Annotated in this window: 22 protein-coding genes, 1 tRNA gene and 1 pseudogene; 9 read left to right on the top strand and 15 right to left on the bottom strand. The window is 63.3% G+C overall.

Going from position 1 to position 25,238, the window contains the following annotated elements; all coding sequences use genetic code 11:
* Window positions 1-2: 2 nt before the first annotated feature.
* Entirely contained in the window at window positions 3-593 is a 591-nt protein-coding gene (locus ABEG21_RS13225) for a DciA family protein (RefSeq protein ID WP_347555011.1), read from the bottom strand.
* A gap of 240 nt (window positions 594-833) precedes the next feature.
* Between ABEG21_RS13225 and secA the strand changes: the two genes are divergently transcribed.
* The 4 genes from secA to ABEG21_RS13205 are packed head-to-tail and all read left to right on the top strand — an operon-like array spanning window position 834 to window position 6,477.
* Window positions 834-3,764 carry a preprotein translocase subunit SecA gene (gene secA / locus ABEG21_RS13220; RefSeq protein WP_347555010.1) on the top strand — a complete coding sequence of 977 codons (2,931 nt, stop codon included), beginning with the start codon at window positions 834-836 and terminating at the stop codon, window positions 3,762-3,764.
* Between the two features lie 45 nt (window positions 3,765-3,809).
* Entirely contained in the window at window positions 3,810-5,054 is a 1,245-nt protein-coding gene (argJ, locus tag ABEG21_RS13215) for a bifunctional glutamate N-acetyltransferase/amino-acid acetyltransferase ArgJ (protein ID WP_347555009.1), read from the top strand.
* 41 nt (window positions 5,055-5,095) lie between these two features.
* Window positions 5,096-5,974, top strand: coding sequence for an ATP-binding protein (locus ABEG21_RS13210; protein ID WP_347555008.1), 879 nt, complete (start codon window positions 5,096-5,098; stop codon window positions 5,972-5,974).
* A 20-nt stretch (window positions 5,975-5,994) separates the two neighbouring features.
* Window positions 5,995-6,477, top strand: coding sequence for an NUDIX domain-containing protein (locus tag ABEG21_RS13205; protein WP_347555007.1), 483 nt, complete (start codon window positions 5,995-5,997; stop codon window positions 6,475-6,477).
* On the opposite strand, the gene ABEG21_RS13200 is transcribed toward ABEG21_RS13205, so the two are convergent.
* The 10 genes from ABEG21_RS13200 to ABEG21_RS13155 form a co-directional block, all read right to left on the bottom strand.
* A complete protein-coding gene (locus ABEG21_RS13200; RefSeq protein ID WP_347556792.1) occupies window positions 6,470-6,700 on the bottom strand; it encodes a DNA gyrase inhibitor YacG in 231 nt (76 codons plus the stop codon). The genes ABEG21_RS13205 and ABEG21_RS13200 overlap by 8 nt on opposite strands.
* A 20-nt stretch (window positions 6,701-6,720) precedes the next feature.
* The gene (gene zapD, locus ABEG21_RS13195) at window positions 6,721-7,473 is read right to left on the bottom strand and encodes a cell division protein ZapD (protein ID WP_347556791.1); all 753 of its coding nucleotides are present in this window, start codon (window positions 7,471-7,473) and stop codon (window positions 6,721-6,723) included.
* Between the two features lie 200 nt (window positions 7,474-7,673).
* Window positions 7,674-8,351 (bottom strand): dephospho-CoA kinase, encoded by a 678-nt coding sequence (gene coaE / locus ABEG21_RS13190; RefSeq protein ID WP_347555006.1) that lies wholly within the window; start codon window positions 8,349-8,351, stop codon window positions 7,674-7,676.
* A 39-nt stretch (window positions 8,352-8,390) separates the two neighbouring features.
* On the bottom strand, window positions 8,391-9,479 hold the full coding sequence (locus tag ABEG21_RS13185; protein ID WP_347555005.1) for an A24 family peptidase: 1,089 nt from the start codon (window positions 9,477-9,479) through the stop codon (window positions 8,391-8,393).
* Window positions 9,480-9,510: 31 nt separating this feature from the next.
* A complete protein-coding gene (locus ABEG21_RS13180; RefSeq protein WP_347555004.1) occupies window positions 9,511-10,686 on the bottom strand; it encodes a type II secretion system F family protein in 1,176 nt (391 codons plus the stop codon).
* On the bottom strand, window positions 10,683-11,885 hold the full coding sequence (locus ABEG21_RS13175; RefSeq protein ID WP_347555003.1) for a GspE/PulE family protein: 1,203 nt from the start codon (window positions 11,883-11,885) through the stop codon (window positions 10,683-10,685). Before ABEG21_RS13175 ends, ABEG21_RS13180 begins: the two co-directional genes overlap by 4 nt.
* Window positions 11,886-12,062: 177 nt before the next feature.
* On the bottom strand, window positions 12,063-13,349 hold the full coding sequence (locus tag ABEG21_RS13170) for an HlyC/CorC family transporter (RefSeq protein WP_347555002.1): 1,287 nt from the start codon (window positions 13,347-13,349) through the stop codon (window positions 12,063-12,065).
* Window positions 13,350-13,578: 229 nt separating this feature from the next.
* A tRNA-Pro gene (locus tag ABEG21_RS13165) sits at window positions 13,579-13,655 on the bottom strand.
* Window positions 13,656-13,734: 79 nt separating this feature from the next.
* Complete coding sequence (locus tag ABEG21_RS13160) at window positions 13,735-14,961, bottom strand: glycosyltransferase family 87 protein (protein ID WP_347555001.1); 1,227 nt, start codon at window positions 14,959-14,961, stop codon at window positions 13,735-13,737.
* Between the two features lie 40 nt (window positions 14,962-15,001).
* Window positions 15,002-16,000 carry a polyprenyl synthetase family protein gene (locus tag ABEG21_RS13155; RefSeq protein WP_347555000.1) on the bottom strand — a complete coding sequence of 333 codons (999 nt, stop codon included), beginning with the start codon at window positions 15,998-16,000 and terminating at the stop codon, window positions 15,002-15,004.
* 241 nt (window positions 16,001-16,241) lie between these two features.
* Between ABEG21_RS13155 and rplU the strand changes: the two genes are divergently transcribed.
* From rplU to proB, 4 genes are all read left to right on the top strand, one after another.
* On the top strand, window positions 16,242-16,553 hold the full coding sequence (gene rplU, locus ABEG21_RS13150; RefSeq protein ID WP_024901858.1) for a 50S ribosomal protein L21: 312 nt from the start codon (window positions 16,242-16,244) through the stop codon (window positions 16,551-16,553).
* A gap of 60 nt (window positions 16,554-16,613) precedes the next feature.
* A complete protein-coding gene (rpmA, locus tag ABEG21_RS13145; protein ID WP_347554999.1) occupies window positions 16,614-16,877 on the top strand; it encodes a 50S ribosomal protein L27 in 264 nt (87 codons plus the stop codon).
* 312 nt (window positions 16,878-17,189) lie between these two features.
* On the top strand, window positions 17,190-18,323 hold the full coding sequence (gene cgtA / locus ABEG21_RS13140) for an Obg family GTPase CgtA (protein WP_347554998.1): 1,134 nt from the start codon (window positions 17,190-17,192) through the stop codon (window positions 18,321-18,323).
* Window positions 18,324-18,518: 195 nt separating this feature from the next.
* Window positions 18,519-19,691 (top strand): glutamate 5-kinase, encoded by a 1,173-nt coding sequence (gene proB, locus ABEG21_RS13135; RefSeq protein ID WP_347556790.1) that lies wholly within the window; start codon window positions 18,519-18,521, stop codon window positions 19,689-19,691.
* Between the two features lie 7 nt (window positions 19,692-19,698).
* Here proB and ABEG21_RS13130 read toward each other — a convergent pair whose 3' ends face one another.
* A complete protein-coding gene (locus ABEG21_RS13130) occupies window positions 19,699-20,364 on the bottom strand; it encodes a CNP1-like family protein (RefSeq protein WP_347556789.1) in 666 nt (221 codons plus the stop codon).
* A 462-nt stretch (window positions 20,365-20,826) separates the two neighbouring features.
* Window positions 20,827-21,297: pseudogene (locus tag ABEG21_RS13125) on the bottom strand (RNA pyrophosphohydrolase); the annotation flags it as partial.
* Window positions 21,298-21,435: 138 nt separating this feature from the next.
* Here ABEG21_RS13125 and ABEG21_RS13120 point away from each other — a divergent pair.
* Window positions 21,436-23,205, top strand: a complete 1,770-nt coding sequence (locus ABEG21_RS13120) for a proline--tRNA ligase (protein WP_347554997.1) — start codon at window positions 21,436-21,438, stop codon at window positions 23,203-23,205.
* Window positions 23,206-23,227: 22 nt separating this feature from the next.
* On the opposite strand, the gene ABEG21_RS13115 is transcribed toward ABEG21_RS13120, so the two are convergent.
* Together ABEG21_RS13115 and ffh are read right to left on the bottom strand one after the other, a co-directional pair.
* Window positions 23,228-23,776 carry a hypoxanthine-guanine phosphoribosyltransferase gene (locus ABEG21_RS13115; protein ID WP_347554996.1) on the bottom strand — a complete coding sequence of 183 codons (549 nt, stop codon included), beginning with the start codon at window positions 23,774-23,776 and terminating at the stop codon, window positions 23,228-23,230.
* Window positions 23,777-23,857: 81 nt separating this feature from the next.
* A complete protein-coding gene (ffh, locus tag ABEG21_RS13110; RefSeq protein WP_347554995.1) occupies window positions 23,858-25,225 on the bottom strand; it encodes a signal recognition particle protein in 1,368 nt (455 codons plus the stop codon).
* Window positions 25,226-25,238 lie beyond the last annotated feature (13 nt).

Below are 25,238 nucleotides of genomic sequence, written 5' to 3'. Positions count from 1 at the left end.
AATCAGCGATTGCCGCGATGGCGCGAGACCATCGTCTCGAGCGCGGTTTTCAGCGCGGAATCGTCGAGTGACGCGCGCAACGCATCCAGGCAAGCAATGCCGACGGGACTGATGCGTGCGGTTTTGCGCGGGGGCTCCGGCGCAACCGGTATCGGGCGGATCCGGACTTTGATGGCCTGAATCTGCCAGCCGCGTGATTGCAATGCGGACACTAACGTGGGGGCCAGATGCCGGAGTCGCGCCGCAAGCGCGTTATGCGGCGTCAGCAACGTCAGCGTGTCGCCTTCGGTTCCGGCCGGTGAGACGTTTCCGCGCAGGTAATCCGGCAGCGCTGCCCGGATATCGGTCTCGAGCGCTTGCAGGCGTGCCACGCCCTCTCGCAGCGCGGCAAAGGCGTCGTTTGATGCCAGCGCATCGCCGATCGCCACGGGGCGCTTGCCGCGTTCCCCGCGCTCGCCTCGTTCGGTACGCGACGCATAGGCGCGCACCGGACGTCGCTCCGCGTTCCGACCGCGCGTGGAGGCATAGCCAAACGGCTTGTCGGCGGTCGGCGCGGGGGGATCGGACCAGGGGGAAGAGGAGAACGGCGGCACGAGATTCTGGTGGATTCCGTCAGATGGTCTAAGATACCACCGTTGCACGCGGATGCGGGGTGCCGCGTGATAAAATGCCCAATTCACTTTACAAGCAAACCGACGCTGCCCGCTGCCTTCACTGCCGCGCCGGCGTCGGGCCGCGGCCCGGCGAGGGCGATCCACGCGTCGATCCGTCTGGGGTCCTCGCACCGGTCAACCTTGCCGTCATAGCGCGGCGCGACGCATAGAAACGACCTGATGATCTCCGGAATTCTCCAGAAGGTATTTGGCAGCCACAATCAGCGGCTGATCAAGCAGTACCGTAAAACCGTCGCCGTGATCAATGCGCTCGAGCCGCAGATCGAAAAGCTCAACGACAGCGAGCTGCAGGGCAAGACGGCCGAATTCCGTCAGCGGATCGCGAACGGCGAGACGTTGGACAAGTTGTTGCCGGAAGCGTTCGCGGTCTGCCGCGAAGCCAGCCGCCGCGTGCTCGGCATGCGCCATTTCGACGTCCAGTTGATCGGCGGCATGGCCTTGCACGACGGTCGGATCAGCGAAATGCGGACCGGTGAAGGGAAGACGCTTTGCGCCACGCTCGCCGCGTATCTGAATGCGCTGTCGGGAAATGGCGTCCACGTCATCACCGTCAACGACTACCTCGCACAGCGCGATGCGGAGTCGATGGGCCGTCTGTACAACTGGCTGGGCCTGAGCGTCGGCGTGAACCTGTCGCAGATGGATCACGCCTCGAAGCAGCAGGCGTACGGCTCGGACATCACGTACGGCACGAACAACGAGTTCGGTTTCGACTATCTGCGCGACAACATGGTCTATGAGGTCGACGGCCGCGTGCAGCGCCAGTTGAATTTCGCGATTGTCGATGAAGTGGATTCGATCCTGATCGACGAGGCGCGTACGCCGTTGATCATTTCCGGTCAGGCCGAAGATCATACCGAGCTGTACGTGCGGATGAACGCGCTGCCGGCGGAGTTGACGCGTCAGATCGGCGAAGAAAAGTCCGACGGTACCGGTGTCGAAGTCCCGGGCGATTACACCGTGGACGAAAAGCAGCGGCAGGTCTTCCTGACGGAAAGCGGCCATGAAAAAGCCGAGAAGCTGCTCTCCGACTGGGGCCTGATCGGCGAGGGCGAGAGCCTGTATGCCCCGCAGAACATCACGTTGATGCACCACGTGTATGCGGCGCTGCGTGCCCACACGCTGTTCATGATCGACCAGCACTACGTCGTCCAGAACGGCGAAGTGGTCATCGTCGACGAATTTACGGGACGTTTGATGACGGGCCGACGTTGGTCCGAAGGCCTGCATCAGGCCACGGAGGCGAAGGAAGGCGTCAAGATCCAGGCCGAGAACCAGACGCTCGCCTCGATCACGTTCCAGAACTACTTCCGGATGTACGCGAAGCTGTCCGGCATGACCGGTACCGCGGAAACGGAAGCCTATGAGTTCAAGGAAATCTACGGTCTTGATACGGTCGTCATCCCGACCAATCGCCAGCCGAAGCGGACCGATCGTCAAGACCAGATCTACAAGACCGCGAAGGAACGCTACGACGCCGTCATCCGCGAGATCCAGGAGTGCAACGAGCGCGGTCAGCCGGTGCTGGTGGGTACGACGTCGATCGAAAGTTCGGAGTTACTGTCGCATCTGCTGAACCAGACCAAGCTGCCGCATCAGGTGCTGAACGCCAAGCAGCATGAGCGCGAAGCGGAAATCATCGCGCAGGCGGGTCGCCCCGGTGTGATCACGATCGCGACGAATATGGCGGGTCGGGGAACCGACATTGTGCTCGGCGGCAACGTCGAGAAGCAGGCCGGTTTCGTCGAAGCCGACCCCGCGATTCCCGCCGATGCCAAGCCGGCCCTGATCAAGAAGCTGCACGACGAATGGCAAACGCTGCATGAGCAGGTGAAGGCCGCCGGCGGTCTGCATATCATCGGCACCGAGCGTCACGAATCGCGTCGTATCGACAACCAGTTGCGCGGCCGTGCAGGCCGTCAGGGCGATCCGGGCTCGTCGCGCTTCTTCCTGTCTCTGGAAGATCCGTTGCTGCGTATTTTCGCGGGCGACCGGGTGCGCGCGATCATGGACCGTCTGAAGATGCCGGAAGGCGAGGCGATCGAGGCGGGTATCGTATCGCGCTCGATCGAATCGGCGCAGCGCAAGGTGGAAGCGCGCAACTTCGACATCCGGAAGCAGTTGCTCGAGTACGACGATGTGTCGAACGACCAGCGCAAGGTCATCTACCAGCAGCGTAACGAGCTGCTCGAAGCCAGCGACATCTCCGAGACGATCGCGGCGATGCGTAGCTCGGTGTTCAGCGATCTGACGCGCACCTACGTGCCGGCCGGCAGTATCGAAGAGCAATGGCAGCTCGAGGCGTTGGAGCAGGTGCTGCGCGATGAGTGGATGTTGTATGTGCCGCTGACCGAGCTGGTCAAGGCCGCTCAGAACGTGACCGACGACGACGTCCTGGAAAAGGTCCTGGAAGACGCCGACGCCACGTACGAGATGAAGGTCGGCATGGTCAGCCGCGAAAGCTTCAACGGTTTCGAGCGCTCGGTGATGCTGCAGACGCTGGACTCCCGTTGGCGCGAGCATTTGGCGGCCCTCGATCATCTGCGTCAGGGCATCCATCTGCGCGGCTATGCGCAGAAGAATCCGAAGCAGGAATACAAGCGCGAAGCGTTTGAGCTGTTTGCACAGACGCTTGATGCGATCAAGTCCGAAGTTATCCGCTTCGTGATGACGGTACAGATCCAATCGCCGGAACAGCTCGAGGATGTGACCGAGCAAGTCGAGGAGTCGGCGGCCGAGGAGCTGTCGGGCCTTGAATTCCGTCACAGCGACGAGACCGGCGCCGAAGTCGTCGAGCAAGGCGACGTGCCGGTACTCGGCAGCGGCGGCACGCCGGGCGTGCAGTTGCCGATCGCCGCGGCCGCTGCGGCAGCGGCGTCCGGTTCCGCCGGCATGCTGGCAGGTGGCACGCAACCGGGCGTGGCGGCAACCGGCACCTACGGGCAGACCGACGAGTCGCCGCTGGCTGCACCGCCCGCGCATGCGACGGCGCCGGACGACGACGGAGCGGTGCCCCGCGTCGGACGCAACGACCCGTGCCCGTGCGGCAGTGGCAAGAAGTACAAGCAATGTCACGGCAAGCTGAGCTGATGCCGTTGCCGTTTTACCGAAGACCTTTTTCGAGAGTGCCGCGCGATGGCCGTTAATTTTCCCGAGATCCGCCCCGAGCGATTGCATCCGATCGCCGGCGTGACGCTGGGTTGGGCGGAAGCCCATATTCGCAAGCCGAACCGCAAGGACGTGCTGGTGATTCAGTTCGACGAAGGCACGCGCGTCTCCGGCGTATTCACGTTGAACCGCTTCTGCGCTGCCCCGGTGACGGTGTGCCGCGAGCACTTGTCGGCGCAACGCGAACCCGGCGCCCCGGGCATCCGTGCGTTGGTGGTCAACACTGGCAATGCGAACGCGGGCACCGGCGCGCCGGGCATGGCGCACGCGCGCCAGACCTGCGCCGAGCTCGCGGCGCTGCTGCGCCTCGACGCGAAGCAGATTCTGCCGTTCTCGACCGGCGTGATTCTGGAGCCGCTGCCGGTGGATCGCTTGGTCGCCGGCTTGCCGCAGGCATTGGCGCGCCAAGCTCCGGCGCACTGGTATGAAGCGGCGCAGTCGATCATGACGACGGACACGCTGCCGAAGGCCGCGTCGCGTGATGTCATGATCGACGGCCATCGTGTGGCAATCACCGGCATCAGCAAGGGTGCCGGGATGATCAAGCCGAATATGGCGACGATGCTCGGTTTCATGGCGACGGACGCGGGTATCGCGCCGGCGCTGCTGGACGCCTTGGTGAAGGACATCGCGGATCGCTCGTTCAACTGCGTGACGATCGATGGCGATACGTCGACGAACGATTCCTTTATCGTCGCGGCGACGGGCCGCTCGTCGCTGCCGCCGATTACGTCGGTGGATTCGCCGGCCTATGTCGCCTTGCGCGGCGCCTTGCTGGCGGTGGCGCAGGAAGTGTCGCAATTGATCGTCCGCGATGGCGAGGGCGCGACGAAGTTCATCACGATCCAGGTCGAAGGCGGCGCGAACCAGGCCGAATGCCGCAAGATCGGCTACGCGATCGGCCATTCGCCGCTCGTCAAGACGGCCTTCTTTGCCTCGGATCCGAATCTGGGTCGCATTCTCGCGGCCATCGGGTATGCTGGTGTCGACGATCTGGACGTGGGCGCGCTCGATCTCTACCTCGACGACGTCTGGGTGGCGAAGGCGGGTGGACGCAACCCGGACTACCGCGAGGAAGACGGACAGCGTGTGATGAAAAAGAGTGAGATCACGGTGCGCGTGGTGCTCGGGCGCGGGTCGGCCAGCGCGACGATCTGGACCTGCGATCTGTCGCACGAGTACGTCAGCATCAACGCCGACTACCGTTCCTGATCGTCGTCGATCGCACACGCATTGCGGGGGAGGCCGCGCCGATGGACAAGCTGGATCAATTTCTGACGCGGGCCGAAGCGCTGCTCGGCCGTCTGGAGGCGATGTTGCCGCCGACGATGCCGGAGGTGGCCTGGGAACAGGCAATCGCTTTCCGTTGGCGCACGCGCCAGGGCCGTGGTTATCTGCAGGCAGTGCCTTCGGTCTCCTCGATCACGCTGGACGATCTGCAGAATATCGATCGGCAGAAGGCGTCGATCGATGGCAATACGCGCCAATTCGTCGAGGGACGTCCGGCAAACAACGTGCTGCTGACTGGTGCGCGCGGGACCGGCAAGTCGTCCTTGATCAAGGCCTGTTTGAATGCCTATGCTTCGCGCGGCTTGCGGCTGATCGAAGTGGACAAGGACGATCTGCATGACCTCGGCGATATCGTCGATCTGGTCGCGGGCCGTCCCGAGCGCTTCCTGATTTTCTGCGACGACCTGTCGTTCGAGGAAGGCGAATCCGGCTACAAAGCGCTGAAGGTCGCCTTGGATGGCTCGATTGCGGCGCAATCGGACAATGTGCTGATCTATGCGACGTCCAACCGTCGCCATCTGCTGCCCGAATACCAGCGCGACAACGAGACCTACAAGCACACGGCCGATGGCGAGATTCATCCGGGCGAGGTGATCGAGGAAAAGATTTCCTTGTCCGAGCGCTTCGGCCTCTGGGTCAGCTTCTATCCCTTCAAGCAGGACGATTATCTGGCGATCGTCGGGCATTGGCTGCGCCATTTCGACTGCGACGAGGCGGCGGTGGAATCGGCGCGCGGCGATGCGCTGGTCTGGGCGCTCGAACGCGGATCGCGCTCGGGCCGCGTGGCATTCCAGTTCGCCCGCGATTGGTGCGGCAAGCGTGCGGCGGCGGTTGCGCCGTGACGGTGCGCGAGGATACACCGATGGCGCAAGCGGCCAGCCGCGACGTGACCGAGGCGGTAGGGGCATCGAATGACCGGGATGCGTCGACGCACACGGCGGACGGGCGACCCGTCACGCGGGTCGCCGTCGGTGTGATGCTCGATGGACAAGGCCGCTTTCTGCTGGCGCAACGCCCAGATGGCAAGCCCTATGCTGGCTATTGGGAGTTCCCGGGCGGCAAGCTCGAAGCCGGGGAAACGGTCGAAGCGGCACTGGCGCGTGAGCTTGAAGAGGAGCTCGGCGTGCGCGTTCACGGCAGCACGCCGTGGCGTGTGCTCGAACACGATTATCCGCACGCCTATGTGCGGCTCTTCTTTCACAAGATCACTGCGTGGGACGGCGTCCCGACGGGGCGCGAAGGCCAGGCATTCTTCTGGGCGGACACGCCCGTCACGATCACCCCGCTGCTACCGGCGGCCGAGCCGATCATCGACTGGCTGCAGGCGGAGCGCGACGTCAGTTGATGCGACGACGGTCCGGGTCGTCCCCGGGCGGTGCTTGATCGATGGGGCTATCGCCTTCGTGAGCCGGATCTTCCTGCGCGTCGCTGGTGATCGTGTATTTCTCGGCGGCCCAAGCGCCGAGGTCGATTTGCTTGCAACGCTCGGAGCAGAACGGACGGAATGCGTTTTCCGGTTTCCAGTCGACCGATGCGTCGCACGTGGGGCATTTGACGGTAAGCATGATAGCGATCAGTGAAGTGCGAATTACAGGCTGCAGAGACGCAGCTCGAACGGCACATCATGGTCGAGCGCGCGCGGTTTCATATCGCCGTCCTGGACGGTGAAGCGCACCCACAGCATGTACTTGTTCGCGCTAGCCTCGGGTATCACCCGCATGTCGGCGTCGACCCACACCTGCATCAACTGGTAGCTGCGGCCGGACAGCATTTCCTGATAGCTGCCCTGCGAGCCCATGACCTTCTTGCTGTGACCCGACTCGCGAGCCAGCCGCAGGACAAGCTTGGCCGCTTCGTACAAAGGCAGCACCGGACGAATCCAGTTCGTGATGTCCTGTCGACGTGCTTCCGCCGGATGCTGTTGCCAGGCATAGAACGAGGGCAGGTCGAACTTGCAGGTGCCCCCAGGGACAACCATGCGGCTACGAATGCCGCTCAGCCATTCGTTCTCGATCAGATGCTGGCCCGGCTTGCCTTGTAACTGCACAAGGCCGTTCAGTGCGTGATCGAATTCGCCCAGCAGCGCCTCCAGGCGCGTCTGTTCGATATCCGGGTTCTCGCGCAACGGCGCCAGCGCTTGTTTCTTGCGCTCCAGTTCCTTCAGCAGGTCGGACTTCAAGTCCGTCCGTCCGGTCACATCGGCGATTTCGAACAGGATCGTCAACGCGGCGTGATGCATGCGCGCGTCGTCCTGTTCGAGGAAAAACACGAATCGTTCGAACAAATCTTCCAGGCGCAACAAGGTCCGGATGCGTTCGTTGAACGGATATTCGTAAAGAATATTCAAGCGGAATCGCCTTATGGACGGGGTGGCGCAGCGGGTGCGAGGTCGGCCCGCCGCTCGCATGACGTTTGTGGCGTTCTCCGCGTGAACGATGCGGAGGACGCGGGCGATGCCAGGGACGCTTCAGAGGCGAAGTCCGAAGCGGACTAGGCGATTGCAAAAATAGGTCGCGCTGGCGTGCGGGCCGTGCCAACGTGTCATTCTAATGCGCGACCACGGCTACCGCAACGCGCGATGTCCAGGTAACGGCGATGCAGCGTTTCGATTTGCGCCTGTAAGGCGTCCAGCGCAATGTCCTGGTTCAGCAGGACGTCGTCCGCGGCGTCGCGTCGGGCTTCGCGGCTGGCCTGTGAGGCGATGATGGCGCGCACCTGCGCTTCGGCCAAGCCGCTACGGGCGATGACCCGTGCCACTTGTGTGTCGGGCTCGCAATCGACGACCAGAATCCGATCGTAGCGTGCCGTCTGCCCCGATTCGACAAGCAAGGGCACGGCGAAAACGAGATAGGGCGGCGCCGGTGCGCGCAGCACGACGCGGGCTGTCTCCTCCTCGATTGCCGCGCGGATCAGGGGATGGGTGATCGCCTCCAGCGCCTGTCGCGCGCTTGGGTCCGAAAAGACCTTGTCGCGCATCCGTGTTCGGTCCAAGGCGCCGTCGGCGCCGATGAAATCGGCACCGAACGTCGCTCGGATCGGGGCGATGGCGCTGCCGCCGGCAGCCGTCACGGCACGCGCGATGACATCGCTGTCGATCACATGGGCGCCGAGGGCGGCGAGGGCATCGCTGACCAGTGTCTTACCGCTGCCGATGCCGCCGGTCAGGCCGATCCGCAGGGGCGCCGTCGGGGCGCGGGATGTCGTGTTAGGCGGGGGCATGAGCGTCCTTGCGATCGTGCACGAGAATCGAGAGGGGCGTCAGATGCCGGTGACCCAGGGTGCGACAAAGGCGGTCAGCAGGTCGCCGAACAACAAGGTGATCGCACCGGCCAGCGCCAGATAGGGGCCGAACGGCAGCGGTTCGTCGCGGGCCACCCGGCCACGGGCCAACGCGACGACGCCGACCAGGCTCCCGCCCAGCGCTGCCACCAGGATCATTTGCGGTAGCGCCTGCCATCCGAACCAGGCGCCGAGTGCCGCCAGCAACTTGAAATCGCCGTAGCCGATGCCTTCCTTGCCGCGCAGCAGTCGGAAACCCCAGTATACGAGCCAAAGGAAGCCATAGCCCGCCGCCGCACCGATCACCGCGTCCGGCAGCGGGCAGAACAGTCCGGCGCGCGCGGTCAGCGCGGCGCCGGGATCGGCGAGCCAGGCGCCGGCCGCGCCCGCCATCGCTCCGCCGGCGTCGTCTAGGACGCCCGGCAACATCGCGCCGCTGCCATCGTAGAGCGTTGCCGCCGCCGCGGTCCAGGCCGGCGGCCATATCGGCAGGTTCAGCAACAGCCCGGCCCAGAGCAGCGGCAACGTAATGGCATCGGGCAGGAATTGCGTGCGTGCGTCGATGCAGGCGAGGACCAACAGCGCGCCGAGGAGTCCGAAGCCGGCCAAAGCCGACCAATGGGCCCCGTAGCGCCAGTAGACGGCCAAGGCGAGCGCCATCGTCGCGGCCTCGACGGCGGGGTAGAGCGCGCCGATGCGGGTGCCGCAGGCGCGACAGCGCCCGCGCGCCAGCAAATAGCCCAGCAGCGGCAGGTTTTCATACCAATGCAGCGTATGGCCGCACTGCGGGCAGTGCGAGCGTGGCAAGACCAGATCGTAGCGTTCGACTGGCGCTTTCGGCGAGACGCCGTCTTCCGGCGTGGCGTCGTGCGCCGCCAGATCCGCCTCGCGCTCGGCGTCCCAGGCGCGCGCCATCATGATCGGCAGCCGGTGAATGACGACGGTAAGGAAACTGCCGATCACCAGGCCGAATAATCCGACGAAAAACCATTGCAACGGGAGGGGCCAGGCGGCAAAGCTTTGCCACGCGCCGCCGGCGGCCGCCGCGTCCCAGGACTTGCCATCCATGCCTATTTCCTCGATCTGAACGGGCCCCATCCTATATCACCTCACCCAATTTGATAATCGGCAGGTACAGGGCGACGATAACGACACCGACGACGGCACCGCACACCAGCAGCGCCACCGGCTCGATCCAGCGAATACAGCGCTCGATGCGCGCATGGACGCTGACGCCACGGCGCCGTGCCAGCGTGCCCAGCATCCGGGAGAGTGCGCCGGACCGTTCGGCCACCGCCGTCAGGCGCAGCGCATCCTCGTTGAACGCGTTGCTGAATCGCATCGCCTGCGCCAACGTCTGGCCGCGCGCCAGCCGATCGGCCAGTTCGCGGTGTAGCGTCGTGGTGTCGTCTGCGATGCCATGCGCGGCGCCGCGGCCACCATGACCATGGTCATGGCCGGCGGCAAGGGCCCGCAGTGCCTCGTGCAGCGGAATGCCGGCATCGAGCATCGCGGCGAGCGCCATGCCCCAATCGGCAAACAACGCGTCGCGACGCCATCGTGCCACAGGTGCCAGTCTGTCGGCGCAATACCAGGCGGCGCGTATCGCCCGCGTGCGCCACCGCGCATGGAAGGCGTCGATCGGCCCGCGGAGTGGCGACACACGGCGCAACAATCCCGGTATCGCCGCGATCCCGCCCAGCCCCACGGCACTGGGCAGCAGCGCGTCCAGCATCGCGCGAAGCGAAGCGGACAGCGCCACGATGGCGCGTGTCAGCACGGGGAGCGGGGCATCGAAACTCGCAAACAGCTGGGCGAAGGCCGGCACGCTCCAGATCATCAGTCCGGCCATCAAGCCCGCGGAGACGCAGCAGACGAAAATCGGATAGGCGAGCGCACGGCGAATGGCGGCGCGATAGGCGGTGCGACGCTCCCACAGTCCCGCCGCATTGCGCAGCGCGTCGGCCAGGGTCCCGGCACGTTCGCTTTGTCGTACCAGGATCAAGGTCATCGCGTCGAACAGGCGCGGATGGCGGGCAAGCGCCTCGGAGACCGGTTTGCCATGCAGCAGTTGCGTCTGCAGATCGCGCCCCAGCGATGCCATGCCGCCATGCGGGCTGCTCTCGGCCAACACATCGAGCGCCTCGACGACGGCAATGCCTGCGTCGAGCAGGTCCGCGAGCTGCAGCAACAGCATGGTGGCGTCGGCGACCGTCAGATTCTTGTGGCCGGTCTTGCGCGTGCTGCCGGGCCGGATCGCGGTGCGTCCCGTCATGGCAGCCCTTGCGCCGTGCCGCCGGTCAGCGCGGCGTGCGATGCGGCATCCCCGGGTCCGAGGACCCGACGCATCTCCTCACGCGTCGTCAGACCGTTGGCGACATGGGCGAAGGCCGCATCGTGCAGGGTCGGCAGCGGAGGGGCGGTCTCAGATGCATCGCGGTCCGTGTGCGAGGTGTGCAGATCGCGCGCCGTCATCAGTTGAAACGCGGCAATCCGACCGCGAAAACCGATGCCGCCACACGACGTGCAACCGCGATCTTCTCCGGCGCGCCACTCGCCGGTGTTGTGCGGATCCGCGCGCCGACAGGCGGGGCACAGTCGGCGCAGCAGGCGTTGCGCGGCGACGAGCTGCAAGGTATCGGCGATGCGATAGGGTGCGATGCCGAGGTCGCGCAGTCGTGTGACGGTGGAGGGCGCATCGTTCGTATGCAGCGTCGACAGCACGCGATGCCCGGTCTGCGCGGCTTGGATGGCGATGTCGGCGGTCTGGGCGTCGCGGATCTCGCCGATCATGATGACGTCGGGATCCTGACGCAGCAAAGCACGCAGCACCGTCGCGAAATCGAGACCGGTCTTGTCACGGATCGATACCTGGTTCGCGCCGGGCAGGCGGATTTCCACCGGATCTTCGACGGTGCAGATATTGATGCCGTCATGCTGCAGCGTTTGCAGCATCGAGAAAAGTGTCAGACTTTTGCCGCTGCCGGTCGGTCCCGTGAGGACGATCATCCCGTGCGAGGTCGACAAGGCCGTCGTGATCAAGTCGACCTGCGCCGGCGCCAGTCCCAATTGTGCGAGACCCTCCGACGGCGGCAGTGATTCGAGCCTTCGCAGTACGAGTTTTTCGCCGTGAATCGTCGGCAGGGTGCTGACGCGGAATGCATCTTCGATTGCGGGGCCGCGGGGGACGGCGAGGCGGCCGTCCTGCGGTCGCCGATGTTCGGCAATGTCCAGACCCGCCAGGGTTTTGATCCGCGCCAGCAAGGCGTCGCGCAGATGCAGCGGCGGGCTGGGGACGTCGTGCAGCACGCCGTCGATCCGCAGGCGCAGACGCCAGCCTCGCGCGCTGCGCTCGAAATGGAGATCCGAGGCACGTCGCGCACGCGCGTCGGCCAGGATACGGTCGAGCCAATGCACGACCGGCGCCTCGCCCGCAGCGGTGCGGGGATCCTGATGAGTGTCAACGCGCGGCATCGTGGCATCGCCTTCCGAAGGGAGAGCATCGATGATCGCCTGAGGCGATAGCCGCGGAACAGTCTGCCAGAAGCGATAGATCGGCGTCGGGCGCGACGTCAGGCAGCGCGCGAGACCGATACCGTCGGGCGGCCGTCTTGTCTGCGGCCTGCTAGGAAGCGTCGGACAGGGTGCGCGTCATTGCGCGGGCGTTCCCATCGATGCCGGGCGGAACAGCTTGACCGAGCGGATGGCCTGATTGTCGATTTGGACCACTTCGATCAGGCAGTCGTCGATCTTCAGCGCGACATTGCCTTCTGGGATCTCGGTCAGCACTTCCAGGATCAGGCCGTTCAACGTCTTCGGACCATCGATCGGAAACGACAGGCCCAGCGTTCGATTCAATTCGCGTAGCGGCGTCCCGCCCGAGACGATGCAGTCGCCCGCGGTGCTCCACCCACTGCGCGACGCGGGCGTGCGGGGCGTCGGCGTCGTAAATTCGCCGGTCAGCTCCTCGATGATGTCTTCGGGCGTGACCAGCCCTTGCACCTCACCGTATTCGTTGACGACGATGCCGATGCGTTTGCGATTCTCCTGGAAGTAACGCAATTGCTGGAACACCGGCGTGCCTTCGGGAATGAAATAGGGCTCGTCGAGCATGCCGCGAATCGTCGCTTTCGTCAGCGCGGGCGTGTGCAGCGACGCCAAGGTCTTGCGCACATGCAGGATGCCGACAAGGCGATCGATGTCGGTGTCGAATACGACGAGCTTATTGTGCTGACAGTTTTCCAGCTGCCGCACGATGACGGCGAGATCCTGATTCAGATCGAGTCCGGCGATGCGCCGACGCGGCACCATGACATCGCCGATCTCGATATTGTCGAGATCGAACAGATTCATCAGGATGCTGCGATGTTGCAAGGGCATGAAGCCGCCCGACTCCATCAGGATGTTGCGGATTTCCTCGGTGGTGAGTCGCGTGTCGCGCGCGGCACGCGTGTTGATCCGCAGCATGCGCAGGATTGCCAGCGCAAACAGGTTCACGAGCCAGATCAGGGGGCGCGCGATGCGCATCAATGGCGCCAGGATCGTGCTGGCCGGCAGCGCGATCTTTTCCGGAAAGCTCGCGCCGACGATCTTCGGCGTGATTTCGCAGAAGACGATGATCAGGAAGGCGACGACACCGGTCGTGACGGAGAGGACCACGTTGTCATGACCGAACATCACCAGGGTGATCGACGTCACCACCACCGGAATGATCACGTTGATCAGGTTGTTGCCGATCAGGATCAGGCTCAGCAGTTGTTCCGTCTGCGCGAGCAGCCGTTGCGTCCGTTTTGCGCCGAACGCGTTCTTGCTCGCGAGGTATTTCAGTCGATGACGGTTCAAGGCCATCATCGCCGTTTCGGAAATCGAAAAGAAAGCCGAGAGAATCAGCAGAAGAACGATGATGCCGATCTTCGCCCATAAAGGAAGCGTGTCCACGCGTACCGGGAGCCTGCAAGAGAATGGATCGGAGGATGTCGATTACGACTATAGCAGACGGCAATTGAACGCCAATACTGCCGTTCGGCGGAGCGGCGGCGTAAAGGCGGTGTCCCCGTGAGTGGCCTTCGGCGAAAAAAGCCGACTTGATCGCAGCCTTTTCACGCCGCATACGGACTGAAAAGGCAAAAAAAAAACAGCGAACATGCGTTCGCTGTTTTTTCGAATTTGGTCGGGGTGAGAGGATTCGAACCTCCGGCCTCTACGTCCCGAACGTAGCGCTCTACCAGGCTAAGCTACACCCCGTTTCCGACGTTCCGCGTCTCGCTTAATTGCTACTCAAAGTTTCGCGTCGCGTCGAGAGGTGAAACTATAGCAGGGTTTTTTAAGAACGGTAAACTTTTTCGTGAAAAATTTTAGTGTTTTCGTTCCACGCGCTGCCATCGCGCAGCGTACGCATCACCAGTAAGACGAGCAGCGCGATGCAGAGCACCGGACCGATGCCCACGTGCACGTATTGCGCGATCGACTCGGCGCTCACCGGTATCAGCCAGACGATCAGCAATAGCGTGCGCTCGCCGCGTCGCCAGCCGTACTGCAGCGCGTGCTGCACGGTGAAGGCGATCGGAATCGAGAGCCAGATCGCATCGTATATGTACAGGTAGGGGCTGATCAGGAACGTCGCGGGCACCAAGGCGGCGGCGCGCAGCGCGAACGGGGGTCGACGCAGCCATATCCATCCGGTGGCCGCCGTTGCGGCCAGGGCCACCGCGCCATGGGCGACGAGCGCCACCGCGAACGGCACATGCAGCAGACGCAGCGTCGCGTACACGGTGGTCATCTGCCACCAGGGGAAGCTGCCGTCGACCAGCGCTTGTCGGGCGAAGCCGTTGGCGTGAACAAATGCCGCAAACGCGCCGGGTCCGACGATCCATTCGGCAACCGCGGCGAACACCACGGTGGTCAGCGCCGCGGAGAGGATCGCCGGCCACATGCGTGCGCAAAGGAGGGCGATCGGAAAGAGGATCGCGAGTTGCGGCTTGATCGACAGCAATCCGATGCAGACGCCGCCCAAGATCTGCCGGTTCCGCGAGAGCAGCAGCAGCGCTGCCAAGCCGAGGCAGGCGGTCAGGGCGCCGTTCTGCCCGTGCATCAAATTCGGCAGGAAACAGCAGAATGCGACAATCGGCCAGAACGCCTCGGTCATCGGCAGCACGCGTCGCAACAGGAGCACGAGCACGAGCGTCGTTAGCCCTTCAAAGACGATATAAGCGAAGGGAAAGGGCAGAAGGGCCAGCGGCCATATCATCAGGAGGAAGGTGGGAGGATAGAGCCAGGGTCCCAGTACCGTCATGTCGGGCGAGATGCCGACAGCCACCTTCAGCATGGTTTTGTAGGTATACGAGTCGATCGCATGACCGTGCAGCGCCAGCGAGGAGACGCTCCAGAAGACGCCGAAGTCATAGCCGCCGGGAGCCAGCTTGCCTTGTGCCGCGAAGTAATAGATGCGCAGCAGCGCCACGAGCGGCACGGCGAGCGCGGCCCACGCGTAGAGGCGGAGCCGCTCCTTGGTCAGCCAGTGCGGGGGCGACTGCGAGGGATCGTGTTGCACAGGGGTCTCCAGTCGCCGGCGTCGCGGATCGCGCGACGTGTCAGGAGTTCCGACCGGTCGAGTAGGCGCACAGCGCGATCAACGCCGCCTTGTGCGGGGTGTCCGGGAACCCGGCAATCGCATCGGCGGCGGCTTGCGCCTCACGTTGCGCGCAGCGCAGCGTGTAATCGAGTGCACCGCTGCGTTGGATCGCCTCGAAAATGATATCGAAGCGATCGGTCCCGCCTTGTTCGATCGCATCGCGCGCTAGTTGCTGCTCTTCCGGCGTGCCGTGTTCCATCAGATAAATCAACGGTAAGGTCGGCTTGCCCTCGCGCAGGTCGTCGCCGGCGTTCTTGCCCATCTCATCGGCCGAACCCGCGTAGTCGAGCCAGTCGTCCATCAGTTGGAAGGCCGTGCCCATGCGGCGACCGTATTCCGTTGCCGCATCTTCGAATGCCGGGGAGGCATTTGCCAGCACGGCGCCCAATTGCGCCGAGGCTTCGAACAAACGTGCCGTCTTGTAGCGGATCACCTGCGTGTAGCGCGCTTCATTGACGTCCGGGTCGTGCATGTTCAGCAACTGCAACACCTCGCCCTCGGCGATGATGTTGGTCGCCACCGACACGATCTCCATCACCCGCATCAGGCCGACACCGGCCATCATCTGAAACGAACGCGAGTGCAGAAAATCGCCCACCAGCACGCTGGCGGCATTGCCGAATACCGCGTTCGCCGTCTTCTTGCCGCGCCGCAAATCCGATTCGTCGACGACGTCGTCGTGCAGCAAGGTGGCCGTGTGAATAAATTCGATCACCGCGGCGAGCGTGTGGTGATGCCCCTTCGGGTCGTCATAGCGCAGCGCGCCCGCAATCAGCAATAGCAGTGCCGGGCGCAGCCGCTTGCCGCCTGCGCCGATGATGTATTCGGAGATCTGGTTGATCAGCACGACCTCGGAAGCGAGGCTGGCGCGGACCACGCGGTCTACGGCGTGCATATCGGCTTCGATGGGCGCGAGCAGGGTGGCAGACGAAGTCGTGGTGTGGGAAGCGGCAGTCAAGGACGGCACCGTAAGGACGAGATAGCGCGGATTATAGAACGAAGTGAGCCTAAAGACGCCGCCGGCCGCTTCCGGGGCGACACATCGGATGGCCGAAGAACTGTTGCGTCGGGCGCACTATCGGGCCGCCGATGCCACAATGGGTCGCGCAACTATTTGACCAATCGAGTCTTTTTGCTTATAATTCCCGGTTCTCGCGCATTGTGCGCGGAAAACATCAGTACTCGAGTGAGGTTTATCAATGTACGCGGTCATAAAAACCGGCGGCAAGCAGCATAAAGTCGTCGTCGGCGAAAAATTGAAAGTAGAACAGATACCGGCAGACATTGGCGCAGAAATCACGCTCGACCAGGTTCTCGCAGTTGGCGAAGGCGAATCGATTAAGTTCGGTACGCCCCTGGTCGGTGGGGCTTCCGTCAAGGTAACTGTCTTGGCACACGGCCGTCACGACAAAGTGACGATTTTCAAAATGCGCCGTCGGAAGCACTACCAGAAGCATGGTGGCCACCGTCAGAATTACACGCAGATCCGTATCGACGCAATCGAAGGCTAATCCCTTCGTCGCGTTCGGCACTTCTGACGTAACTGGCGCGCAGCGCCTCGGAGTTCAAACATGGCACACAAAAAAGCAGGCGGATCATCCCGCAACGGTCGTGACTCGGAATCGAAGCGCCTCGGCGTGAAGGTTTACGGCGGTCAGGCAATCAACGCAGGCGGCATCATCGTTCGTCAACGCGGTACGCGTGTGAACGCTGGCGCGAACGTTGGTATCGGCAAGGATCACACCTTGTTCGCATTGACCGACGGTCACGTGCAATTCCAAGTGAAGGGCGCGGGCAAGAAGTCGTTCGTGACCGTGCTGCCGGCAGCGGCGTAAATCCGCTGATACCGCGAGCGGTTCAAAGCAGGGCTTCGGCCCCGTGATGCCACGCGTGTGATGGCAGCATCGCATCCGCAGGCATCGCGTCGAAGGCCCCGCGCTGAGCGGGGCCTTCTGCGTTTTTAACGACGCAAATTCAGAATAGACGCGCCTTTACGTGACGTGACCACGGCATCACATCGCTTGCCTCGTCTGCATGGGTCTCCAGTAAGACCGGCGGCAGGCGTTTTGATCGACGGCTCACGTGACGTAAGGGCGTGAACGCATTTATGGCACGCAATGCGTGCCCACACCGACGAGAACGGTACGATGAAATTCATAGATGAAGCACGGATCGAAGTGCTGGCGGGCGATGGGGGCAACGGCAGTGCATCGATGCGCCGCGAAAAATTCGTGCCGTTCGGCGGTCCGGACGGCGGTGACGGCGGCCGTGGCGGCAGCGTCTATGCGGTTGCCGACCGCAACATCAACACGCTGATCGATTATCGCTACGCACGCAAGCATCTGGCGCGCCGCGGCGAGAACGGTCGCGGTGCCGATTGCTACGGCAAGGGCGGCGACGATATCCATTTGCGCATGCCGGTGGGCACGATCATCACCGATATGGACACCGGTGAGCTGATCGCCGATCTGACCGAGCACAATCAGGAAGTCATCATCGCCGAAGGCGGTGCCGGCGGTCTGGGCAATATCCACTTCAAATCCAGCACGAACCGGGCGCCGCGTCAGAAGACCGACGGCGCCGCGGGCGAAAAGCGCATGGTCAAGCTGGAGCTGAAGGTATTGGCCGATGTCGGGCTGCTGGGCATGCCGAATGCGGGCAAGTCGACGTTCATCGCCTCCGTGTCCAATGCGAAGCCGAAGATTGCCGACTATCCGTTCACGACGCTGGCGCCGAATCTGGGCGTGGTGCGCGTGGCACCCGGCAAGAGCTTCGTCATCGCCGACATCCCCGGCTTGATCGAAGGCGCGGCGGAAGGCGCGGGCCTGGGGCACCAGTTCCTGCGACATCTGCAGCGGACCGGTCTGCTGCTGCATATCGTCGATGTCGCGCCGTTCGATGCGGAAACGGATTCGGTCGCGGAAGCGAAAGCGATCGTCAACGAACTGCGCAAGTACGACGCTTCCCTGTACGACAAAGCGCGTTGGCTGGTCCTGAACAAAGTCGACATGCTGCCGGCCGAGGGTCGCGCCAAGCAGGTGAAAGACTTCGTCAAGCGCTTCGGTTGGAAGGGCCCCGTGTTCGAAATTTCGGCACTGAGTGGCGAGGGCTGCGATAGTCTGGTGCTGGCGATCTATGAGCATCTGGTCGCCACCGGCGAAGCCGGGCGTGAAGCGGCTGCCGAGGAAGTCGCGGCCGATCCGCGTTTCCGCGACGTACCGGCCGCCGAAGATCCGCGTCTGGCCGACGATCCCCGTTTCCGTCCGGTTCCGGACGCCTGAGGGACAGGCGGCGCCGATTGACGATAACCCACGGAAGTGAAGGGCACGATGAAAGACGCGGTGAAGGGGCAACTGAGCGACGAGGCTAAGACGCATTCCGACGGAGGGTGCGTGAGCGCACTGCCTCCGGACGGTCTTTCACCTCACGACGGTGCGGACTTTACCCCGGCGTTGCCGCCCGCGTTATCGTCTGCATTGCCGTCTGCTTCGGCGGCATTATCGGAGGGCGGCACCGAAGCGCCTGTCGCCTTTCGTTCGGTCGTCGCCAATGCCAAGCGTCTGGTCGTGAAAGTCGGTTCCAGCCTGGTGACGAACGACGGCCGTGGTCTGGATAGAAACGCGATCGCCCGGTGGACCGAGCAAATTGCGGCGCTGCGGCAAGCCGGCAAGGAAGTCGTGCTGGTCAGCTCCGGCGCGATTGCCGAAGGCATGCAGCGTCTGGGATGGGCGCGTCGGCCGAAGGAAATCGATGAATTGCAGGCGGCCGCGGCCGTCGGGCAAATGGGCTTGGTCCAGGTCTATGAGACCAGCTTTGCCGCGCATGGCATCCGTACCGCGCAAATTCTGCTGACCCATGCCGACCTCGCCGATCGCGAACGGTATCTGAATGCGCGTTCGACGCTGACCACCTTGCTGCGCCTGGGCGTGGTTCCGATCATCAACGAGAACGACACAGTCGTTACCGACGAAATCCGTTTCGGCGATAACGATACGCTGGGCGCGTTGGTCGCGAATCTGATCGAAGGCGACGCGCTGGTCATCCTGACGGACCAGCCGGGGCTCTACACCGCTGATCCGCGAAAGGATCCATCGGCGACCTTGGTACGCCATGCCGATGCCGGTGATCCGGCCTTGGAGGCGATGGCGGGCGGCACCGGCACGGCCATCGGCAGCGGCGGCATGTTGACGAAGATCCTGGCGGCCAAGCGGGCCGCGCACAGCGGCGCCGCGACGATCATCGCCTCAGGCCGCGAGCCGGATGTGCTGGTGCGTCTGGCACACGGCGAGGCGGTGGGCAGTCAACTGGTGGCGCGTACCGCACGGATGGCGGCGCGCAAGCAGTGGATGGCGGATCACTTGCAACTGCGTGGCCATGTCGTCATCGACGCGGGCGCCAGCAGCAAGGTCGTCGACGAAGGAAAGAGTCTGCTGCCGATCGGTGTCGTATCGGTTCAAGGCACCTTCAGCCGTGGCGATATCATCGCCTGCGTCAGCGAGGACGGGCGGGAAATCGCCCGAGGGATCACGCATTACGGCAGCGCGGAAGCACAGCGGATCATGCGGCACGCCAGCCAGGAGATCGAATCGATCCTCGGCTATATGTATGAGCCGGAGCTGATCCACCGCGACAATCTGGTGATTGTCTGAGGCGCGATCAGTTGCGGTAGTCGTTGGTCCGCAGGCTGCGGTTGTAACGGATGTACTCGACGATCTGCTTGACGCTCGACACCGGTGACTTGTTGCTGCAGAAGTAGTCGTTGTAGAGCGCGTCCTGATAGCCGTTCATCGGGTTTTGTTGAATGCGCATCCAGTCCGTCGAGGCGTTATCCCACGCCGTGCCGTCGGAATTCGTACCCGAATACAGGCGCCACGAATAATTCGCGCAACGAATGCCTTCGTATCGAATATTGCGTGCGCCGGCAGGACTCTTGACTTCGACCGTATAGCGGACCACGCCGTCTTTCCCGACACTGATCGACGTCTTGTCGATCAGGAAAGTTAGGTCGGCCTGAGCGGAAACCTGGAACGGCAGCAGATTTTTGTCGAGCGGCAGCGGCGGCAGCGACGCCACCGGCATCTCCTGCCAGTTATCCGCTTTCCCCGTGATCATATCCATCAGGCTCTTGCCTTCCGGGAGATCGTTATTGGCGTTCGGTCCCTGGTCCGGATCGGCGGCGTGCGCCAGGCCGATTGGCGACAGGCGCGACAGCACCGGCGATGACGACACCGCGCTGATTGAAGCAAATGCCGCGGCGGAACACGCCAGGGCCAGGAGAGTCTGTACCGTCTGACGCACGCGCGGCGCCGCCTTCGAAAACATCACGCTGTCGGAATCCTCTTATTTGAATGCGGCGGGACGACGCGGAAGCGGGGGAAGCGGCAAGCCACTCGATACCCCGACGACAGTCAGCGTGCTCATCACGACCAGCGTGCCGCCCACCTGTCCCGGACCGCCAAGACCGGCCCTCCCGTTGGAAGTGCCCGGCGGCGAACTGCTATACCGCTCGGTAACCACCTCCTGAATAGGGGTTTGGACCGGCAATGCGTCCGCTATCGTACCCGACATCACGTCGTCCGTCGTCTGATCGGCCGCCGCATGCGACGTCGCACCCTGTTTCGAACCATTACTCCGGCCCTCTACATCGCTGCAGATCACATGGACGGTATCGCACGGGGGCAGCGGGGCTTCGTCGCAGTCGGTCGCGTGCGCCATACCTATGTCGCCGGAGAGGTCTTTGCTGCAGTCCTTCTCGGCACACTCCTTCCCACCCTTCGCCGTCGTGCGACGGACGAAACGCGATAGCTCGGTCAGCGCGAGGTGATAAACGTCGCGTTTGAACTCGATCACCGCATCGAGCGGGACCCAGTAGCTGTTCCAGCGCCAGGCATCGAATTCCGGATGCGTGGTGGTCCGCAAGCAAATATCGCAATCGCGACCGACCATGCGCAACAGGAACCAAATCTGCTTTTGGCCGCGGTAATGTCCGCGAACCTCGCGGCGAATGAACTTGTCGGGCACCTCGTAGCGCAGCCAGTCACGCGTGCGGCCAATGACCTTCACGTGCTCCGGCAGCAGTCCGATTTCCTCGTGCAACTCCCGATACATCGCCTGGACAGGCGTCTCACCGTACTTGATCCCGCCTTGCGGAAACTGCCAGGAATGTTCACGCAGACGCTTGCCCCAGAAGACCTCATTGCGCGCGTTGAGCAGTACGATGCCGACGTTCGGGCGAAAGCCTTCACGATCCAGCATACAACCACCTTCGAATCCTTTAAAATTGCTTTGATTATAAACAGATATGTGTGCGCTTGACACCCCGGGACGGTCCGGACGCCTCCGCGGCGCTTCCGAAGGTCGTTTTCGGCGCACTTTAATTCGGAACCCTACTGCATGAAAGCATCGCGATTTTTCATCGGCACGCTGAAGGAAGCGCCCTCGGACGCCGAGATCGTCAGCCATCAATTGATGCTGCGTGCCGGCATGATCCGGCGCGTGGCCGGCGGTATCTACGACTATTTGCCGATCGGTCTGCGTTCGATCCGCAAGGTCGAGAAAATCGTGCGCGAGGAGATGGACGCGGCAGGCGGGCTGGAAGTCTTGCTGCCGGCGATCCAACCGGCGGAGCTTTGGCAAGAGTCGGGCCGCTGGGAAAAGTACGGTCCCGAATTGTTGCGCCTGAAGGATCGCCATGGCCGCGATTTCGTCGTCGGCCCGACGCATGAGGAAGTGATCACCGATGTCGCGCGTCGCGACATCCGCAGCTATCGCCAACTGCCGGTCAATTTCTACCAGATCCAGACCAAGTTCCGTGACGAGATCCGCCCGCGCTTCGGCGTGATGCGCGGGCGCGAATTCATCATGAAGGACGCGTACTCGTTCGACAAGGACGTGGCGGGCATGAAAGTGTCGTATCAGAAGATGTTCGACGCCTATGTGCGCATCTTCAATCGCCTCGGTCTGACGTTCCGTGCGGTGGTCGCCGACAATGGCTCGATCGGCGGCACCGGCTCGCACGAATTTCACGTCATCGCCGATACCGGCGAGGATGCGATCGCCTATTGCCCGACGTCGGAGTACGCGGCGAATATCGAGGCGGCCGAGGCCGTGGCCCCGACGCAGCCTCGTGAACCCGCCAGCCAGGCTTTCGAAAAGACGCACACGCCGGGGCGCGCCAAGTGCGAGGCTGTCGCCGAGCAATTGGGCATTCCGCTGCAGCGCACGCTGAAGTCGATCGTGATGGCGGTGGACGCGCTCGACGAGCAGGGCAAGCCGAGCGGCAAGCCGGCAACCGTCTATATGTTGCTGCTGCGCGGCGATCATGAAATGAACGAGATCAAGGTCTCGAAGCTTCCCGGAATGTCGAATGCCCGGATGGCGACCGAAGCCGAGATCGTTGAGACCTTCGGCACGCCGCCCGGCTATCTGGGCCCGATCCAGGCGCAAAAGCCGTTCACGTTGTTCGTCGATCGGACCGTCGCGGCGATGCACGATTTCGTCTGCGGCGCGAACGCGGTGGACTATCACTTCACCGGCGTGAACTGGGGCCGCGATCTGCCGGAACCGGAAGCCGCGCAGATCGCCGATCTGCGCAATGTGCTGCCCGGTGATCCGTCGCCTGACGGCAAGGGCGAGATCGCCCTGTGCCGCGGCATCGAAGTCGGCCACGTGTTCCAGCTCGGAACGAATTATTCCGAGAAGCTGCAGGCGACGTGCCTCGGCGAGGACGGCAAGCCGCAGCCGATGCAGATGGGCTGCTATGGGATCGGCATCACGCGGATCCTGGGCGCCGCCATCGAGCAGAACTACGATGCGCGCGGCATCATCTGGCCGGAATCGATTGCCCCGTTCGAAGTCGTGCTATGCCCGATGGGCTATGACCGGAGCGAGCTCGTCAAGTCCGAGGCGGACCGCCTGTACGATACCTTGCGCGCTGCCGGCATCGACGTGATCCTGGACGATCGCGGCGAGCGTCCGGGTGTGATGTTTGCCGACTGGGAGCTGATTGGCGTGCCGCATCGGCTCGTGATCGGCGAGCGCGGCCTGAAGGAAGGGAAGATCGAGTATCAGGGTCGTCGCGATGCGCAGGCGACGCTGGTGCCGGTCGAAGGCGCCGCCATCATCACGATCGAAAAGGTCAAGCAGGCGCTGACGGCACGGTAATCGGGCAAATCGGGCGCGCCGCTCAGGCGGCGTTGCCCATGGCGCGGATGGCGGGCAGATTGCGCCAATAGCCCTTCGCATCCATGCCGCAGCCGAAGACATAACGGTCCGGCACTTCGAAGCCGCAGAAATCCGGTTTCAACGGTTTCGGCTTTGTCAGCGTCTTCTCGCAGAGCACGACGCTGAGGAAGCGCTTCGCGCCCATCGCGACGATGCGGTCGCGGATCGCCGCCATCGTCTCGCCTTCGTCGAGAATATCGTCCAGTACCAGCACGACCCGATCCTTGACGGATTCGGCTGGCGACACCCGCCATTGCATCTCGCCGCCTTCGGTGGCATTGCGATAGCGCGTCAGGTGGATGTAGTCGAATTCGAGTGGGAAATCGAGTTTCGGCAGCAGCATGCCGGTGAAGACGGCGGCGCCGCCCATCACCGACAGCAAGAGCGGAAAGTCGTTGCCCACCGCAGCGCGAACCGACTCCGCCATCCGGTCGATGGCGGCGTTGACGGCCTCTGCCGGGACGATTTCGTCCGATTCGTGCAGTATCTTCAGCGCTTCTTCGCGATTCATTGCGGCTATCCTGCGGTCTGGAATGGGTTGGCGTTCACGCCGTGGTCTGCATCGGCATGGCGCGGCGGGGCTTCGGTGGCATCAACGCATGCCTGGCATCATGCCGCGCATACCGCGCATCATCTTTGCCATATTGCCACCCTTCAATTTTTTCATCATCCCGCGCATCTGGTCGTACTGGGCCAGCATCCGGTTGACTTCCTGCACCTGCACGCCGGCGCCGATCGCGATACGTCGCTTGCGGCTGGCCTTGATCAGTTCGGGCTTGGACCGTTCCTGCGGCGTCATCGAGTTGATGATGCCCTCCATGCGGCGCATCTGCTTTTCGGCCTGGCCCATGTCGGCCTGACCGGCCGCTTGCTGGAACTGTGCGGGCAATTTGTCGAGCAGCGATGACAAGCCGCCCATCGTCTTCATCTGCGACAACTGTGCGCGGAAGTCGTTCAGGTCGAAATCGCCGCCTTTCTTGACCTTGTCGGCGAGTTTCTGTGCCGCCTGGATGTCCACGCCGCGCTGCGCGCCCTCGACCAGGGCGAGGATGTCGCCCATGCCCAGGATCCGGCTGGCCATCCGGTCCGGATGGAATACCTCCAGACCATCGAGCTTTTCCGCGACGCCGACGAATTTGATCGGCTTGCCGGTGATATGACGCACCGACAGCGCCGCGCCACCGCGCGAATCGCCGTCGAGCTTGGTCAGGACGACGCCGGTCAACGGCAGCGCGTCACTGAAGGCCTTCGCGGTATTGACGGCATCCTGCCCGAGCATCGCGTCGACGACGAACAAGGTTTCGGCCGGATTCAGGACCTGATGCAGCGCCTGAATTTCCTGCATCATCGCTTCGTCGATGCCGAGACGACCGGCCGTATCGACGATCAGCACGTCATGATAGTGGCGGCGCGCCCAGTCCAGCGCCGCTCTCGCGATATCCACCGGCTTCTGATCGGCGGTGGAGGGGAAGCAATCCGCGCCTACTTGCTCGGTGACCGTCTTCAACTGCGCGATGGCGGCCGGACGATACACGTCGGCCGAAACCGTCAGCACTTTTTTCTTGTGCTTCTCGCGCAGCATCTTGGCGAGCTTACCGACGGTGGTCGTCTTGCCGGCGCCCTGCAGGCCGGCCATCAGGATGACCGCCGGCGGCGTCACGGCGAGGTTCAGTTCGGCGGCCTTGCCCGAGTAGTCGCCGCCGATGACGGCGACCAGTTCCCGTTGGACGACGCCGACCAGTGCCTGGCCCGGCGACAGGCTGGCGATGACTTCCTCGCCGAGTGCCTTTTCTTTGACCTTTGCGATAAATTCCCGGACGACGGGTAGCGCGACGTCGGCTTCCAGCAGCGCGAGGCGGACCTCACGCAGCATTTCCTGCGTGTTGGCTTCGGTAAGCCGGGCTTCGCCGCGCAGCGTCTTGACGACGCGGGCCATTCGTTGAGTGAGATTGTCGAGCATGTCTGGCTGGAAA

The sequence above is a fragment of the Robbsia sp. KACC 23696 genome (assembly GCF_039852015.1).
Classification (GTDB): domain Bacteria; phylum Pseudomonadota; class Gammaproteobacteria; order Burkholderiales; family Burkholderiaceae; genus Robbsia.
This window is presented reverse-complemented; position numbering and strand designations above follow the sequence as displayed.